General features: G+C 65.5%; 13 protein-coding genes. 10 read left to right on the top strand and 3 right to left on the bottom strand.

Annotated elements, in window-relative coordinates:
* Positions 1-4: 4 nt before the first annotated feature.
* The 3 genes from icmH to tssJ are packed head-to-tail and all read right to left on the bottom strand — an operon-like array spanning position 5 to position 2,849.
* On the bottom strand, positions 5-796 hold the full coding sequence (gene icmH / locus QZ609_RS00295) for a type IVB secretion system protein IcmH/DotU (RefSeq protein WP_295489450.1): 792 nt from the start codon (positions 794-796) through the stop codon (positions 5-7).
* A complete protein-coding gene (gene tssK / locus QZ609_RS00290; protein WP_295489447.1) occupies positions 793-2,139 on the bottom strand; it encodes a type VI secretion system baseplate subunit TssK in 1,347 nt (448 codons plus the stop codon). The genes icmH and tssK overlap by 4 nt, the downstream gene beginning before the upstream one ends.
* A 29-nt stretch (positions 2,140-2,168) precedes the next feature.
* On the bottom strand, positions 2,169-2,849 hold the full coding sequence (gene tssJ, locus QZ609_RS00285; protein ID WP_295489445.1) for a type VI secretion system lipoprotein TssJ: 681 nt from the start codon (positions 2,847-2,849) through the stop codon (positions 2,169-2,171).
* A gap of 295 nt (positions 2,850-3,144) precedes the next feature.
* Between tssJ and QZ609_RS00280 the strand changes: the two genes are divergently transcribed.
* The 10 genes from QZ609_RS00280 (at position 3,145) to QZ609_RS00235 (ending at position 16,451) form a co-directional block, all read left to right on the top strand.
* Complete coding sequence (locus QZ609_RS00280; protein ID WP_295489647.1) at positions 3,145-3,795, top strand: hypothetical protein; 651 nt, start codon at positions 3,145-3,147, stop codon at positions 3,793-3,795.
* Between the two features lie 36 nt (positions 3,796-3,831).
* Complete coding sequence (tssB, locus tag QZ609_RS00275; RefSeq protein WP_295489442.1) at positions 3,832-4,353, top strand: type VI secretion system contractile sheath small subunit; 522 nt, start codon at positions 3,832-3,834, stop codon at positions 4,351-4,353.
* A complete protein-coding gene (tssC, locus tag QZ609_RS00270) occupies positions 4,346-5,836 on the top strand; it encodes a type VI secretion system contractile sheath large subunit (RefSeq protein ID WP_295489438.1) in 1,491 nt (496 codons plus the stop codon). Before tssB ends, tssC begins: the two co-directional genes overlap by 8 nt.
* Positions 5,837-5,931: 95 nt before the next feature.
* Positions 5,932-6,435, top strand: a complete 504-nt coding sequence (locus tag QZ609_RS00265) for an Hcp family type VI secretion system effector (RefSeq protein ID WP_295489436.1) — start codon at positions 5,932-5,934, stop codon at positions 6,433-6,435.
* Between the two features lie 86 nt (positions 6,436-6,521).
* Complete coding sequence (tssE, locus tag QZ609_RS00260) at positions 6,522-6,995, top strand: type VI secretion system baseplate subunit TssE (RefSeq protein ID WP_295489433.1); 474 nt, start codon at positions 6,522-6,524, stop codon at positions 6,993-6,995.
* A gap of 61 nt (positions 6,996-7,056) precedes the next feature.
* A complete protein-coding gene (gene tssF, locus QZ609_RS00255; protein WP_295489431.1) occupies positions 7,057-8,907 on the top strand; it encodes a type VI secretion system baseplate subunit TssF in 1,851 nt (616 codons plus the stop codon).
* Entirely contained in the window at positions 8,871-9,974 is a 1,104-nt protein-coding gene (gene tssG, locus QZ609_RS00250) for a type VI secretion system baseplate subunit TssG (RefSeq protein WP_295489429.1), read from the top strand. The genes tssF and tssG overlap by 37 nt, the downstream gene beginning before the upstream one ends.
* A gap of 38 nt (positions 9,975-10,012) precedes the next feature.
* On the top strand, positions 10,013-12,724 hold the full coding sequence (gene tssH / locus QZ609_RS00245; RefSeq protein WP_295489426.1) for a type VI secretion system ATPase TssH: 2,712 nt from the start codon (positions 10,013-10,015) through the stop codon (positions 12,722-12,724).
* 11 nt (positions 12,725-12,735) lie between these two features.
* Positions 12,736-15,495 carry a type VI secretion system Vgr family protein gene (locus QZ609_RS00240; RefSeq protein WP_295489424.1) on the top strand — a complete coding sequence of 920 codons (2,760 nt, stop codon included), beginning with the start codon at positions 12,736-12,738 and terminating at the stop codon, positions 15,493-15,495.
* Between the two features lie 8 nt (positions 15,496-15,503).
* Positions 15,504-16,451 (top strand): DUF4123 domain-containing protein, encoded by a 948-nt coding sequence (locus QZ609_RS00235; protein ID WP_295489421.1) that lies wholly within the window; start codon positions 15,504-15,506, stop codon positions 16,449-16,451.
* Positions 16,452-16,454: the final 3 nt, after the last annotated feature.

Genomic DNA, 16,454 nt, shown 5'->3' with positions numbered 1-16,454 from the left:
GTCATCAGGGTAGCGAGATCGTCAGGTGCGAAAAGCGCGGCCCGAGCTTGATGACCTGCGAGTAGCCTTCCAGCGTCTCGTTGGTCTTGGTGCGCAGCGTGTGCGACAGCGCGATGTACCCCAGCAGCGCGATCAGCGCGAACACGGCGCCGAAGATCCACAGCGGCGTTTCGCGCTTGAGCGTGTGCGCCACCTTGTCCGGCAGCGGCCACTGCGGCGCGAAGGCGGCGCGCTTGCCCTTGATGGCGGAAATCTCGTCGCCCAGGCGCGCGGTCAGGTAGGCGAGCTTCTCCGGCCCTTCGATGATGTATTTGCCGCGGAAACCCAGCAGCAGGCACATGTGGAACACCTCCAGAGCCTGCAGGCGCGGCGCACCGTGCGCGCGCAACTCTTCCAGCTTGACGAAGAAGGTCTCGCCGGCCAGTTGCTCGCCAAACAGCACGAGCTGCAGCGGGCGGCGCTCCCACGCGGTGCGGATGGCGAAGTTGGACGAGAGGATGGTCTCATCCACGGCGGCGCAGAAGGCGTACTTGGCGTCGAACACGTCTTCGGCCGAGACGTTCAGGCGCTTGGCGCCGCGGTCGAAGTCTTCCAGGAAGGCGCGCATGCGGGCGAGGAAGTCTTCGGCGCTGGCCGGCTGCTGGCCGTTGCGCAGCTGGAACAGCATGAAGAAGCCGTCGTACAGCAGGTCCAGCAGCGTGCGTGCATGGGTGTTGGCTTCGCGCGTATCGGCCTGCGCGTTGCCGGCCGGGGCCGCGGAGTTGCCAAACAGGGAAGGCGTGGTGGTAGCGCTCATGAAGTCACCGCGATCAGTTCAAGTTTGAGTTCCCGGATACCGGCCGGGGCGTAGATGGTGATGGTCTGGGCCTGCAGCATGCGTTCGTACAGCATGCCGCGCGCCTCGACGGTGAAATAGCACGCACCCGGTCGCACCGGAATGGCGGGCGGCACCTGCGGCGTGTACGTGATCGGCACGCCGGGCATGGACGAGAGCACGAGCTTTTCCACGTCGTCCGGGGCACCGACTTTGAAGCGGGCGGGAATCGCTTCCACCAGCTCGGCCACCGGCATGTCGGCCGAGACCGACAGGTAGAAGCTGGTCTTGTCGTCGATCTTGCCGGAGTCGATGCGGCCGAGATGGAACGACGGGCGCGTCTCTTCCAGCGCAATCGCAAAGTAGCGCGTCGAGATGACGGTATCGAGCAGCTCGCGCACGATGGTGTCCAGCTTGGCAAACGCCGGGCCGGGGTTGTCGTGGTCGTAGCCGGGCAGGTCGGTGAGCGTGTAGCTCTTGGTGAAGGTCATCAGCGCGCCAGCCAGGCGCAGCATCTCCTGGAACAGCCGCTCGGGGTGCAGGTCGGGGTGGTGATACAGGTGCGACAGCGCTGCATAGGCCGCGTTGGCCGTGTGCAGCAGCCAGAACGAGGCGATGTCGCCGGAGCGGAACTCGATGATGTTCTTGGTCGGCTCGCGGTGGAAGCCATACAGCGCATTGACCTTGGCCTGCAGCGCATCGAGCAGCCGGCGCAGCCGCTGGTACAGCACCGACGACGCGTTGATCGACAGGCTCGGCGCGACAAAGGCCTCATCCAGCTCGAACCCGCCGGTGCCGGTGCGGCGCACGCGCACGATGGGCAGCGAGATGAACTGGTCGCGCGGCTCGGTCTCCGCCACCAGCTTGACCGACTTCTTCAGGTAGGTGATGGCGGCGGGTTCGGCTTCGGTATAGAGGTCGGCGGTGTCTTGCTCCGCGCCCACGAAGCGCGAGACCGATGCCCCTTCCAACTGCTCGCGATAGTTGCCGCCGGCATCCTGCAGCGGATAGAGCGCGATGTGGAAGGTCAGCTCGGACACGCCGGCCGGAATCGCATCCAGCACCAGCGGGGGCGGCAGTGTGTCGGCCTGCGGCGCGAAGTAGAGCTCGCCGTCAGGAAAGAACAGCTGCAGCTCAGTCACGCGCAGCACGCCGCTGGCAAGCGCATCGGTATCGAAGCGCGCATGGCGCACGCCCCAGCCGTAGGGCTGGATCATCTGCGCGGTCGCATGCAGGCGCGACTCGTGATACGCGTCCTGCCGTTGAAAGTGCTGCGGACGCAGGAACAGCCCCTCGCCCCAGAGAATCTTTGCGGAATAACTCACGTTGGCCCTTGTCGTCGGATGGCGCTGGGTCAGCTGCCGCAGCTGGCGGGGGAGAGCAGGTTGAGGTCGGTCAGCGGTACGCTGCCGGCAGGCGTGGTCGGGGTGCCGGTCGTGAGCGTCATGGCGCAAGCATGCAGACCAATCATGATGCCCGCCTTTTCATTCTTTTCTGCATTGAACGCGAATTTCCAGCGCTGGGAAGCGGGGCTGCGGAACAGGGCAACGATGCCAAGCGCACTGGCTTCACGCGAGACCTTCTCGGTAAAGTCGTAGCGCTGGCCTGGGATCAATGTCATTTCCCGCACTTGCACCAGATCGGCGCCCAGTGTTTGCTTCTCGCGCGCCGGATCGATAAAGGTGTCATAGGGCGCCTGCAGGAAGCTGGTCGGATCCTTGAGGGAATATAAACGCACCACCAGCGCGACCGGGCGCTTGTCGGTGGCGGCATTCAGGTTGGTGCCGGCGGTCAGCTTGAGCGGCACTTCGCGCGGCGGCTTTTGCGACTCGGGCACGCTCGACGACTTCAGCCCGATGGCCTCCAGCGCACCATTGGCGGCGCCTGCCAGCACGCTGGCGCCAGTCGAGCAGGCCGCCAGCGCCGCCACGCTCGCGCCAGCCAGCGCCAGTTTGAGCACCGTCGCGACGCGGTGCCCGGAGCGGCGGCCGCAGCCCGACAGCCCCCCTGCAGCATCGAATTTAGTCATCTTCATGCCTGATTTTTGGAATATTTAATTCTATTGAATTGGCGCTTCGCATTGGCTTCTGCCTAAATTAAGAAATGGAAATATTTCTATTTCTTAATAATCCTAGATTGCCTGTGCGCACGCCGAAAAGCATAAAATGGATCGTGAATGTTTCGATTTCTTAATAATCCATTAATGGTTGTCAACTGCAATGAGCGGAGTGTACTATTTCGCGCCAGTCGAGACCAACATTTAACTCGCTAATTCCAGTGAAATGGATTGGTTTTCGACGACCCGCTTTGAACTTCTGATGAGTCTCGTCGTGGCCAATTCCATGTCTACTTCCCGCATTCTCCGTTCCCTCGTCATCCTGGCCGGCGCTGCCGTGCTATTCACCGGTTGTGCAACAAGCAATCCCGGGCCGCAAACCGACGAGGCATTCGCCAAGAGCATGTCGGAGGCGGAAGCCGCCGCCAAGGGCGGCCAGCAGGACAAGGCCATCGATCTCTATCAGCAGATCGCCAAGGCCAACCCCACGCGCGACGACCCGTGGGTGCGCATCGCACAGATCCAGTTCGGCTCGGAAAAATATCCGCAAGCCATCCTGGCGGCCGAAGAGGCGCTGCAGCGTGACAGCAGCGACCGTCAGGCCAAGAGCATCCTGGCGGTGAGCGGCCTGCGCGTGGCGCGCCGCTCGCTGCAGGAGCTGCGTGCCGACAGCGCACTGGCTGGCGACGTGCGCACCGATGCCCAGGTGCTGGCCAAGATGCTGCGCGACACGCTCGGCGAGCAAGCCCTGTTCCCGGCCGAGCAGCAACCGGCCAAGCCGCAGCCCAAGCGCCGCATCGTCAAGCGCGGTGCTCCGGCAACCGCTGAAACCGCCACCCACAGTGCCGCCGGCGCATCGGCCGCCCCGGCGCCGGCTGCCGGCAACGGTGGTGGCAGCGCAGACCCGTTCGGCGCGCTGCGTTGATCGGCCCCTTCCGTTGCGCATGAGTGGAGGCACGTGATGGCCAAGAAAGAAAGTGTGCAGAAGCGTCTGCAGAAGGTGCGCCCGCCGCGCGTGCAGCTGACGTATGACGTGGAGAAGGGCGACGCGATCGAGCAGAAGGAACTGCCGTTCGTGGTGGGCGTGGTGGCCGATCTGTCCGGCCAGTCGGAGGTGCCGCAGCCCAAGCTGCGCGATCGCAAGTTCGTCAACATCGACCGCGACAACTTCGACGACGTGATGGGTGCGGTGGAGCCGCGCGCGGCGTTCCAGGTGCCCAACACGCTGACGGAGGAGGGCGGCCGCTTTGGCGTCGACCTCAAGTTCCGCTCCATCGACGATTTCAGCCCCGAGGCCGTGGTGCAGCAGATCGAGCCGCTGCGCCAGCTGCTGGAGGCACGTTCCAAGCTGGCCGACCTGCGCAACAAGCTGGCCGGCAACGACAAGCTGGAAGACCTGCTGTCCGACGTGCTGAAGAACACCGAAGCACTGGAGAAACTCGGCGCCAAGAACAACGGGGAGAACGGAGGTGGGGATGCTTGACAACCAATCTGCCGCGCTCGCGCAGGGCGTAGCAACCGCTGACGCCGTCAACCTGCTCGACCAGATCGTCGACCAGAGCCGCGTGGCCAAGTCCGATTCCGAACACGCGCGCGCCAAGGACATCATCGGCGAGCTGGTCAACCAGGTGCTGAGCGGCACCGTGGTGGTGTCCGACAACCTGTCGGCGACGATCGACGCCCGTGTGGCGGAGCTCGACCGCCTGATCTCGTCGCAGCTGAGCTCGGTCATGCATGCGCCGGAGTTCCAGAAGCTGGAATCCACCTGGCGCGGCCTGTCGTACCTGGTCAAGGAAACCCAGACCGGCACGATGATCAAGATCAAGGCGCTCAACGCGACCAAGCGCGACCTGGTGCGCGACTTCAAGACCGCCATCGATTTCGACCAGAGCGCGCTGTTCAAGAAGGTGTACGAAGAAGAGTTCGGCACCTTCGGCGGCGCACCGTTCGGCACGCTGATCGGCGACTTTGAAGTCACGCGCCAGCCGGAAGACATGTACTTCATCGAGCAGATGTCGCACGTGGCCGCGGCCGCGCATGCGCCGTTCATCACGTCGTCGTCGCCCGAGCTGATGGGCCTGGAAACCTTTGCCGACCTGGGCAAGCCGCGTGACCTGGCCAAGGTGTTCGATACGGTTGAATACGCCAAGTGGAAGTCGTTCCGCGAGTCGGAGGATTCGCGCTACGTGGGCCTGACCATGCCGCGCTTCCTGGGCCGGCTGCCGTACAACCCGAAGGACGGCACCACGGTCGAGGGCTTCAATTTTGTCGAAGACGTGGACGGCACCGACCACAGCAAGTACCTGTGGTGCAACGCCGCCTGGGCCTTCGGCGCGCGCCTGACGGCCGCGTTTGACGACTTCGGCTGGTGCGCGGCGATCCGCGGCGTGGAAGGCGGCGGCCTGGTCGAAGACCTGCCGACCCACACCTTCAAGACCGACGACGGCGAGATCGCGCTCAAGTGCCCGACCGAAATCGCCATCACCGACCGCCGCGAGAAGGAGCTGAGCGACCTCGGCTTCATCCCGCTCGTGCACTGCAAGAACTCGGACTATGCGGCGTTCTTCGCGGCGCAGTCGGTGCAGCGGCCGAAGAAGTACGACACCGACAGCGCGAATGCCAACGCGGTGCTCTCGGCGCAGCTGCAATACATCTTCTCGGTCTCGCGCGTGGCGCACTACCTGAAGGCGATGATGCGCGACAAGATCGGCAGCTTCGCCTCGGCCAAGAACGTCGAGACCTTCCTCAACCGCTGGATCTCGCAATACGTGCTGCTGGACGACAACGCCACGCAGGAGCAGAAGGCGCAGTTCCCGCTGCGCGAGGCGTCGATCCAGGTGTCGGAGGTGCCCGGCAAGCCTGGCACGTACCGCTCGGTGGCGTTTCTGCGGCCGCACTTCCAGCTCGATGAACTGTCGATTTCGCTGCGTCTGGTGGCGGATCTGCCCAAGCCGACCAATTCGTAATTCCTGACCGGACTCTCCCCGGGGGGAATGTTCGGGCCTAACCGCTCGTCACCTATTGCAGTACCAACAACCTATCTATTGAAGAGGGTCTCTGTATGAAGGATATCTACGTCAAGTTCGACAGCCCGGCAATCAAGGGGGAGTCGCAGGACAAGGACCACAAGGACTGGATCGAAGTCAGCAGCTGGCTGCAGTCGATCACCCAGCCGCGTTCGGCTACGGCTTCCACGGCGGGCGGCCACACCGCCGAACGCTGCGAGCACGCCGACATGGTGTTCACCAAGGACATGGACGTGGTCAGCCCGCTGCTGTACCAGCACGCGTCGGGTGGCACGACCTTCGGTGAGGTGACCATCGAGTTCTTCCGCGCAGACGGCGAAGGCAATCGCGTGAAGTATCAGGAAGTCAAGCTGAAGAACGCGATCCTGAGCAACGTCAGCTCGCAAGCCGTGGACACGGGCATCCCCAACGACTCCTTCTCGTTGCGCTATGCCGCGGTGCAGTGGAAGTACACGCAGCAGAAGAGCGCGGGCGGCCAGGGCGGTAACTCGCAAGGCGCCTGGAGCCTCACCAAGAACGATAAGACGTACTCGGTCTAACGAGGCGGTTTAACGTTTGGTGTTGTGACCGGACCAGCCGCAGCCTCGTGCTGCGGCGTCTTGCTTTATAGGCACGCTTTGCACGTATGAAAGGCTTCGAACCCAGCCTGCTCGACAAGCTCTTCGACGATGAGCCGCACGCGCCCTTGCCCACGGCGCTGCGCCAGCTCTCGCTTGAAGAACTCAAGAGCACGGTGGCACGCGATATCGAATCGCTGCTCAATACGCGCATCGTGTTCGAAGAGGAAGACCTGCATGGCCTGCCTGAGTGCAAGCGGTCGTTGCTGACGTATGGGCTGAACGATTTCGCCGGCCTGAGCCTTGCCAGCTTCTACGACCGCAACTACATCTGCCAGTCGCTGACCAAGGCGATCGAGCGGCATGAACCGCGCCTGCAGCACGTCAACGTGTCGCTGGAGATCAACGAGCGCGCGACCAATGCGCTGTGCTTTGGCATCAGTGCCGTGCTGCTGGTCGGGCCCGCGCGCGAACCGGTGACCTTCGACGCCACGCTGCAACCGTCCACGCTGCGCTATTCCGTCTCGCGCGGGCGCGGCTGAGATGGCCGCCGCGTGAGCGCATCGCGCTGCCATCGACACCGACACCGGACCGCCAGGAACCATGGAAGAGTTGCTGCCCTACTACGAACGAGAACTGGCCTTCCTGCGCCGGTACTCGCGCGACTTTGCCGAGCGCTATCCGAAGATCGCGGGCCGGCTCGCCATGTCGGGCGACGGCTGCGACGATCCGCACGTCGAGCGGATGATCGAATCGTTCGCCTTCCTGACCGCGCGCGTCAGCAAGAAGCTCGACGACGACTACCCCGAATTTACCGAAGCGCTGCTGGAGGTGTTGTACCCGCACTACCTGCGGCCGTTTCCATCGTGCTCCGTGGCGCATTTCGATGTGCGCGGTGTGGCGGCGCAGCTGAGCGCGCCCGTCACCATTGCGCGCGGCACGTTTCTGACCACCCGCGCGGTGCGCAAGGTGGAATGCCGCTTCCGCACCGCCTATGACGTGACCTTTGCACCCGTGCGGGTGGCCGCGGCGGCATTCGAGCGTGCCGTCTCCGCGCCGTCGGCGGTGCAGTTGCCCAAGGGCGCCACCGGGGCGATTGCGGTGACGCTGGAGTTCGTCGGCGAGCGCGGCGGCTTCGAATCGCTGCCGCTGGACCGCCTGCGCGTCTATATGGATGGCGAGCCGTCGTTCGTGGCGGCGTTGGGCGATGCGCTGTTCCTGAATACGGCGGCGGCCTATGTGGAAGGCGAGCGCACCGGCGTATGGACGCGGCTGACCCGCGTGCCCCTGCACGAGGTCGGCTTTGCCGAAAACGAGGCGCTGATCGATTGCCCGGCACGCTCGCACCCGGCCTATCGGTTGCTGACCGAGCACCTCAGCTTTGCCGAGAAATTCAATTTCTTCGACATCGACCTCGCCGCGCTGCGCCGTGGCCTGACGCCCGGCGTGCCGGTGCGCCGGCTGACACTGCACCTGGTCTTGAAGGACCTGCGCAGCGACTCGCACGCCGCGCGCCTGCTCGAGAGCCTGCAGGCCGAGCACCTGCGCCTGCACTGCACGCCGGTGGTCAACCTGTTCCAGCAGAAGGCCGATCCGATCCGCATCGAGCATACGGCCAGCGCTTACCCGGTGGTGGCCGACAGCCGTCGCGCGCACGGCTTCGATATTTATTCGATCGACCACGTGCAGCTCGTGCGCGAGACCGCCGCACATGAGCAGGTGACCGAGTTCCGCCCGTTCTACTCGCTGCACCATGGCGAGGAGCCTGGCCGCGCGGGCCACTACTGGCTCGCGCGCCGCAATGAGCTGGTCGCGCAGCGCAGCCCCGGCTTCGAGACCGAAATCTCCATCGTCGATACGCACTTCGATCCGGCCAGCCCGCAGACCGATACGCTGAGCCTCTCCGTCTCCTGCACCAACCGCGATCTGCCATCCACGCTGGCGTTCGGCCAGCCCGATGGCGACCTGTCGATGGAAGGCAATTCGATCGCGCGCAACATCACCTTCCTGCGCAAGCCGACGCCGTCGATGCGGTTTGGCGGGGGGCGCTCGGCGCAGTGGCGGCTGATCTCATTGCTGGCGCTCAACCACCTGTCGCTGGTGCAGAACGGGCTGCCGACGCTCAAGGAGATGCTGCGCCTGCACGACCTGCCGCGCAGCGCGATCTCGGCCCGGCAGATTGAAGGCATTGTCGGCCTCGATTACCAGCCGGCCACGCAATGGCTGGCCGGCAAGCCGTTCGCCACCTTCGTGCGCGGGCTGGAGGTGCGCCTCACGCTGGATGAGGACGCCTTCGTGGGCACCGGCCTGCATCGCTTCATCCGCGTGCTGGACCACTTCTTCGGCCTGTACGTCCACATGAACAGCTTTGTACAGCTGATTGCGGTGTCGCGCCGCAGCGGCAAGGAACTGGTCAAATGCGCACCCCGCAGCGGCGAATCGATCCTGGTGTGATCCGCCGGCTGCTGCGGCAGCCGCACCGGTATGAATTTTTCCAGGCCGTGCGGCTGCTGGAGCAGCTGTTTGCGCGCGAGAGTAGCACCGCGCCCGAGCAGACGCTGGCCACGCGGGTGAGCTTTCGCAACACGCTGGCGCTGTCGTTTCCGCCCAGCGAGCTGCAGGGTATCGAGGCCGAGCGCGTCACCGCCGAGATGCTGGAAACCGACACCGCCTTCATCGCCGCGCTCGAAGACGGCGCGCTGGACAGCGTGGCCATCACGCCGACGTTCTTCGGCATGCTGGGCGGGCAGGGCGCGTTGCCGCTGCGCTATACCGAGATCGTCGCCGAGCGCGAGAGCGTCTGGCGTGACCGCGCCGCACGGGCCTTCTTCGACATCTTCTCGAACCGGGCGACGGCGCTGTTCTATCTCGCCTGGAAGAAGTACCGCCTGCCGTTCCAGTACGAGGTCGACAACAGCAGGCATTACCTGCCGATGCTGCTGTCGCTGGCGGGCGCCGCCGACGACACGCTGCGCCGCGATCTGTCGCTGACCCCCGGGGCGATCCACGACGAGGCGCTGGCCGGCTATGCCACGGCGATCCGGCATCGGCCGGTGTCCGCCACCTATCTGCAGCAGGTGCTGGGCGATTACTTCCAGGCGCCGGTGCGGGTGGAGCAGTTCGTGGGCGGTTGGTATCGCGTGCCCCCTTCGCAATACACGCGACTCGGCGGTACCAGCAACGTGCTGGGCGCCACCGCGCTGGCCGGCGCGCGCGTGTGGCAACGCGACCTGCGCGTGCGCCTGTGGATGGGGCCGCTCAAGCGCGCGCAATACCGCAACTTCCTGCCGGGCGCGCCCGGCGCGCTGGCGCTGCGCAAGATGCTGACCATCCTGTGCGGCACCACGCTCGAATTCGAGGTCAAGCTGATTCTGCGCCAACAGGACGTGACCGGCTGCAGGCTCGGTGCGCGCGACAGCGGCCCGGATGATGGCCGGTTGGGCTGGGACACCTTCCTCTGTTCGCGCCCCGCCCAGCAGGACCGCAGCGATGCGCAATATACGCTCGCGCCGCTGCACTGATACAGACACCTTCATCGACTTCTTGGAGCCCTGCTGTCATGGCCACCCCACTCAAGACCCTGATCGCCAAGCTGAACGCGACCAGCCGGCAGGCCGCCGAGCGCGCCGCCTCGCTGTGCATGGCGCGCGGCAACTATGAAGTCGACCTGGAGCACCTGTTCCTGGCGCTGCTGGAAAACCGCCGCAGCGATTTCGCCGTGGCCGCACGCGCCAGCGGCATCGACCTGGCGGCGCTGCAGCGCGACCTGGAAGCCGAGATAGCGCGCTTCCAGACCGGCAACACGCGCACGCCGGCGTTCTCGCCGTACCTGCCCAAGCTGTTCGAGCACGGCTGGCTGATCGCCTCGCTCGATTCGCAGATCACCCGCATCCGCTCGGGCCACCTGCTGCTCGCGCTGTTGACCGAGCCGAGCCTGTCGGCACTGGCCGAGCGCGGCTCGCGCCTGTTTGGCAAGTTCGAGGCGGACCGCCTCAAGCACGATTTCGAACGGATGACCGCCGGCTCGGAAGAGCAGGAGCAGGCCGTCGATATTGCTGACGATGCGACCGCGCAAGTCGAAGGCGGCGGCAAGCCTGCTGCCGCGCTCACGGCCACGCCCGCGCTCGACCAGTTCACCGTGGATCTGACGCAGGCCGCGCGCGAAGGCCGCATCGACCCGGTCATCGGTCGTGACGCCGAGATCCGCCAGGTGATCGACATCCTGATGCGCCGCCGCCAGAACAACCCGATCCTGACCGGCGAGGCCGGCGTGGGCAAGACCGCCGTGGTGGAAGGGCTGGCGCTGCGCGTGGCCGTGGGCGACGTGCCGCCGCCGCTGCAAGGCGTGACGCTGCGCACGCTTGACATGGGCCTGCTGCAGGCCGGCGCCAGCGTCAAGGGCGAGTTCGAGAACCGCCTGAAAAACGTGATCGACGAGGTCAAGAAGAGCCCCAAGCCGATCATCCTGTTCATCGACGAGGCGCACACCATCATCGGTGCGGGCGGTCAGGCCGGGCAGAACGATGCGGCCAACCTGCTCAAGCCGGCGCTGGCGCGCGGCGAGCTGCGCACCATCGCCGCCACCACGTGGAGCGAGTACAAGAAGTACTTCGAGAAGGACGCCGCGCTCGCCCGCCGCTTCCAGGTCGTCAAGGTGGAAGAACCGAGCGAGCCGCTGGCCGCCGCCATGCTGCGCGGCATGGCCCCGCTGATGGAGCGCCACTTTGGCGTGCGCGTGCTGGATGAGGCGATCACCGAGGCGGTGCGCCTGTCGCATCGCTATATCAGCGGACGTCAGCTGCCGGACAAGGCCGTGAGCGTGCTGGACACCGCCTGCGCCAAGGTGGCCCTGGGCCAGAGCGCCACGCCCGGCGCCATCGAAGACGACCAGAAGACGCTGGAGCGCCTGCAGGGCGAGATCAACGCGCTGGAGCGCGAGCAGAGCGCAGGTGCCGCACACGATGCGCGCCTGGAAGCGCTGCAAGCCAAACGCGTTGAGCTGGAACAGCGCGTGGCGCAGAACACCGAGCGCCTGGCGCAGGAGCGCGCGCTGGTCGCCCGCATCCAGGCCTTGCGCGAAGCCCGCGAGGGCGGCGCGGCCCAGGCCGGCGAGGAAGATGCCCTGCCGGTGGCCGCCAACAGTGACGTGGTCTCGATGCCCAAGCGCACCCGCACGACCGATGGACCGGACGAACTGGCAGCGCTGCTGGCCGAGCTGCGCGCGCTGCAAGGCGACACGCCGATGGTGCCGCTGCAGGTGGACGGCCACGTGGTGTCGGAAATCGTCTCCGCCTGGACGGGCATCCCGCTCGGCCGCATGGTCAAGGACGAGCTGCGCACCGTGCTCAACCTCAAGCCGTTGCTGGCCGCCCGCGTGATCGGCCAGAACCATGCGCTCGACGCCATCGCCCAGCGCGTGCGCACCGCCACCGCCAACCTGGAAGACCCGAACAAGCCGCGCGGCGTGTTCCTCTTTGCCGGGCCGTCGGGCGTGGGCAAGACCGAGACCGCGCTGGCCCTGGCCGACATCCTCTACGGCGGCGAGCGCAAGCTCGTCACCATCAACATGAGCGAGTACCAGGAAGCGCACAGCGTGTCGGGCCTCAAGGGCTCGCCGCCGGGCTACGTTGGCTACGGCGAGGGCGGCGTGCTGACCGAGGCCGTGCGCCGCAACCCCTACAGCGTGGTGCTGCTGGACGAAGTCGAGAAGGCCCACCCGGATGTGCTGGAGATGTTCTTCCAGGTGTTCGACAAGGGCGAGATGGACGACGCCGAAGGCCGCCCGATCGACTTCCGCAACACCATCATCATCCTGACCTCGAACGTCGGCTCGTCGGCCATCATGCAGGCCTGCATCAACAAGCCGGCCGAAGAGCTGCCCGACGCCGATTCGTTGGCCGAGATGCTGCGCCCGGTGCTCTACAAGACGTTCAAGCCGGCCTTCCTGGGGCGGACCAAGGTGGTGCCGTACTACCCGATCCCCGACGACGTGCTGGCCGAGATCATCACGCTCAAGCTGGGCCGCATCCGCGACCGCGTGGCCGCGAACCACAAGGCCACGTTCCAGTGGGACACCGCGCTGGTGGAATCGGTGCTCGCCCGCTGCACCGAGGTCGATGCCGGCGCCCGCGCGGTCGACCACATCCTCAACGGCACGCTGCTGCCGGAGATTGCCGAATCCGTCCTGACGCGCATGGCCGAGGGTGGCAGCGTGGAGAAGATCAAAGTCGGCGTCGGCAAGAGCGGCGAGTTCAAGTACCGCATCAACTAAGCGAGCACACCATGGTCTCTCCGACCGAGCTGGCAAACCTGTTGCGTGCGGCCTTCACCCAGGCCAATCGCCTGCTGCGGCTGGAAACGCCGCTGGGGCCGAACGTGCTGCTGCCCGAGCAGCTGGACGCTGCCGAGCATATCGATGACGGCGGCTTCCGTCTGGAGCTGACGGCGCTGTCCGACAACGCCGATATCGATTCGGCGAAGCTGCTCGGGCAGCCCGTGCGCTTGGATCTGCTCACGCAGCAAAGCCGCAGCACGCTGCGCCCGTTCCACGGGCACGTCACGCGCTTCGAACAGATCGGCGCCAACGGCGGGCTGGTGCGTTACCGGCTGGTGATCGAGCCGTGGCTGGCCTTCCTGCGCCACCGCCGCGACAGCTTCCTGTTCCAGGACATGTCCGTCATCGAGGTGATCGACAGCCTGTTTGGCGATTACAACGGCCAGGGCCGCCTGGTGCCGGCGTGGCGCTGGTCACTGCGCGATGCGTCCGTGTACACGCGCCGCAGCGTCATCACGCAATATGAAGAGAGCGACTTCGACTTCGTCACGCGCCTGCTGGCCGAGGAAGGGCTGTTCTACTGCTTCGAGCACGAAACCAAGGACGGCGACGCGCTGGGCGTGCACCGCATGGTGATCGCCGATGCCAACGATGTCTTCATCGACAACGCGCAGGCTAGCATCCGCTTCGGCCGCGCCGATGCTACCGCCACCGAAGACGTGATCGACCGCTGGCAGGGCACGCGCCGCTGGCAGACCAACGCGGTGTCGATCGCCAGCTGGGATTACCGCGCCAACGCGAAACGCAGCGCGCAGCTGGGCGCGCAGCAGCAAGGCGACGGCGGCCCGCAACTGACGCTGCAGGACACCGATTACCCCGGCCAGTATTGGTTCGAAGACAACAATCAGGCGCAGCGCGTCGCACGCCTGATGATGGAAGCGCTGGAACTGCGCGACAAGCAGTTCGACGGCGAAGGCAGCGTCCGCACGCTGGCCCCGGGCACGCGCTTCAAGCTGACCGACCATTTCGATCACGACGATGATGGCGGCGACCAGCGCTTTGCGTTGCTCGCCGTCGTGCACGAGGCGCGCAACAACTTCAACGATCGCTTCGGCCAGGTGCTGGCGGAAACCTTGGGCGCGCTGCCCGGCGGCGACGTTCTGGGCGCCGCGAACAACGCCGGCACCGGCGATGACGCCACGTTCTACCGCAACCACTTCACCGTGGTGCGCGATACCGTACCGGTGCGCCCGCAGCAGAGCGACGCGCAGGGGCGGGTGCTGCATCCGCGGCCGACCGTCAACGGTAGCCAGACGGCGCTGGTGATCGGTGCGAGCGGGCCGGTGCATACCGACCGCGATCATCGGATCAAGGTGCAGTTCCACTGGCAGCGCGGCGCGCGTTCGGCCAGCCGCCAGTCGCATCCGGCGGGCGACGATAACGCACGCGCGAGTGCTGGCCTGGGCAGCTGGGTACGGGTGGCCGCGCCGGTGGCAGGCCCCAACTGGGGCGGCGTGGCGTTGCCGCGGGTGGGGCAGGAAGTGCTGGTGGAATTCCTGCACGGCGACATCGACCGCCCGGTGGTGGTGGGCGCCACCTACAACGGCACCGGCCAGACCGATGCGCAATACAACCAGAACCAGGCCGGCGCCGCCGGTTCCACCGGCAACGCCCCTGCGTGGTTTGCCGGGGACGCCAAGAGTCAGGGCGCCTACGCGCACAACGCCGTGCTCTCGGGCATCAAGACCCAGGCGCTGGCGGGCAGCCAGGCGGGCACGTCGGGCTACAACCAGCTCGTGTTTGACGACACCGATGGCCAGAACCGGACCCAGTTGAGCACCACGCAGGCCGCCACCGGCCTGATCCTGGGCCACCAGAAAGAGCAGATCGACAGTGCGCGCCAAGCCGATCTCGGCCACGGCGCCGCACTCGCCACCGATGACAGCGGTAGCTTGCGCGCGGGCGCTGGCCTGCTGCTCACCGCGCACAGCGCCGGCACCGGCGCAGCGCTGCAAGACAGCGAAGATGCCGCCAGCCAGATCGAAGCGATGGGCGAACTGGCTGAGTCCTTGGCCGACGTGGCACAGAAGCAGAAAGCCGGCCTGCAGGACGAGCCGTCAGCGAAGGAGCTGCCTGCGCTCAAGCAGCTGCGGCACACCACCGAAGTACTGCGGCATGCCGAGAGCGCGGGCGAGGGTGCCTCGGCCGTCGCTTACAGCGAGCCGCATCTGCAGGTGTCGGCGCCCAAGGGCATCCTGACCACGACCCCGGCCGATGCCGTGCTGGTGGCTGGTACGCAGGTGATGCTCGCTGCCAGGCAGGACGCGAACGTGGCGGCGGGGGGCAACCTGTCCATCGCCGTGGCCGAGGGTGTGAGCCTGTTTGCGCATGGCAAGGCGGTGGGGCAATCGTCGGATGCGACGCCCGGCATCGCGCTGCACGCGGCGAGCGGCAAGGTGGGCTTGAGCAGCCTCAAGGGCGAGAGCCATCTGGTGGCGGAGAAGGCCGTGACCGTGGCGTCCACGCAGGCCAACGTGACGGTGGAGGCCAAGCAGTACGTGCTGGTCAACGCTGCTGGTGCGCAGATCAAGGTGACCAACGGCACGATTGAGCTGCATGCACCGGGGATGGTGACGTTCAAGGGCGCGGGGCATCAGTTTGTGGGGCCAGGAGGTGGGGCGGTGAACAATTCGATGGCCAAGGGTGAGTTGAAAGCGTGCCCCGAGAATGATCAACGCGCCGCGGCAGGCGGTGCGGCAACTCTCTGAGCGAACGTATGTCTTTCGATAGTCTGCTGCGAACACTTGGAGAGTCTCTACACGCGAACGACGAGGAGCGTGCCTATCTTCTGCTCGATCCAATGTTGCGGGAACCCTTGGAGCGGGATTTCATTCTTGCCGCGGGTTGCGAAGTGTTTCCGATAGTGATCGAGTCTGCGCGGTTGTCGGCTCATCAGCTTCCTTGTTTGGTCCGACTCAGACCTGCATCTGTGCAGGTGCTCAGAGCAAGCCTTATGGCCGCCTTGGAAGAGCAGGGAGACGCAGATATAGAGAATGACGAGGGCTTCGCTGTTGGAGGATGGCTGCGCTCCGCTGCGGCCCCTGAGGCAATAGTCAAGCATCTCGCACGTTGCATGACCCCAGTTGGAATGCCCGCCGGTACTCGCTATCTTCGATTGGCTGATCGTCGTGTATTTGAGCTGGTGTGGTCTGTCTTGGACGAAGCACAGCGTCGGGAGTGGTTTGGGCCAATCAGTCAGTGGTGGACCCTGGATCGACGCAACGAGCTTGTAGCTCATGCTGTGCCGCAGCCCGCAGATTGGCAGCTCAACTACAAGAAATTGCCACCCGAGCAATGGGCGCGTCTGCGTAACTGCGAGCTTGTTCAGCAGTTGCTGCGGGGCTGGCAACGTTTTCAGCCGATGCTGCCTCCTGACTACTTGCGGCAGGCAATGGATGCGGTTGCGGCGGCTCAATCGCTCGAGTTAGTTCAGGCTGCAGACATCGTGGTCCTGGCAGCCTACATCCTGCAGATTCATCCGCGTCTTTGCGAGCATCCGCGTGTGATGGAGGTGGTCAAGTCAGCGTTACGAGAATCATCCAATCTCGGGTTGCGGTTGAGCGAGCTATCCGATGAGTCTTGGGATGCAATTCGGCAGGAATTGATGGACACATCTGCGCCTCACAATCTTTCGACCCCACAACTTGGCGCGAACGCGGAGTGAAGT

It is taken from the genome of uncultured Ralstonia sp. (genome assembly GCA_913056305.1).
Lineage (GTDB): Bacteria > Pseudomonadota > Gammaproteobacteria > Burkholderiales > Burkholderiaceae > Ralstonia.
Note: the sequence above shows the minus strand (reverse complement) of the source record. Positions and strands in the feature narration are given on the sequence as shown.

Bases quoted from the DNA above. Each gene is read 5' to 3' on its own strand.
- icmH (WP_295489450.1), bottom strand. From the start codon at position 796: ATGAGCGCTACCACCACGCCTTCCCTGTTTGGCAACTCCGCGGCCCCG.
- tssJ (WP_295489445.1), bottom strand. From the start codon at position 2,849: ATGAAGATGACTAAATTCGATGCTGCAGGGGGGCTGTCGGGCTGCGGC.
- tssB (WP_295489442.1), top strand. From the start codon at position 3,832: ATGGCCAAGAAAGAAAGTGTGCAGAAGCGTCTGCAGAAGGTGCGCCCG.
- tssC (WP_295489438.1), top strand. From the start codon at position 4,346: ATGCTTGACAACCAATCTGCCGCGCTCGCGCAGGGCGTAGCAACCGCT.
- QZ609_RS00265 (WP_295489436.1), top strand. From the start codon at position 5,932: ATGAAGGATATCTACGTCAAGTTCGACAGCCCGGCAATCAAGGGGGAG.
- tssE (WP_295489433.1), top strand. From the start codon at position 6,522: ATGAAAGGCTTCGAACCCAGCCTGCTCGACAAGCTCTTCGACGATGAG.
- tssF (WP_295489431.1), top strand. From the start codon at position 7,057: ATGGAAGAGTTGCTGCCCTACTACGAACGAGAACTGGCCTTCCTGCGC.
- tssG (WP_295489429.1), top strand. From the start codon at position 8,871: ATGCGCACCCCGCAGCGGCGAATCGATCCTGGTGTGATCCGCCGGCTG.
- tssH (WP_295489426.1), top strand. From the start codon at position 10,013: ATGGCCACCCCACTCAAGACCCTGATCGCCAAGCTGAACGCGACCAGC.
- QZ609_RS00240 (WP_295489424.1), top strand. From the start codon at position 12,736: ATGGTCTCTCCGACCGAGCTGGCAAACCTGTTGCGTGCGGCCTTCACC.
- QZ609_RS00235 (WP_295489421.1), top strand. From the start codon at position 15,504: ATGTCTTTCGATAGTCTGCTGCGAACACTTGGAGAGTCTCTACACGCG.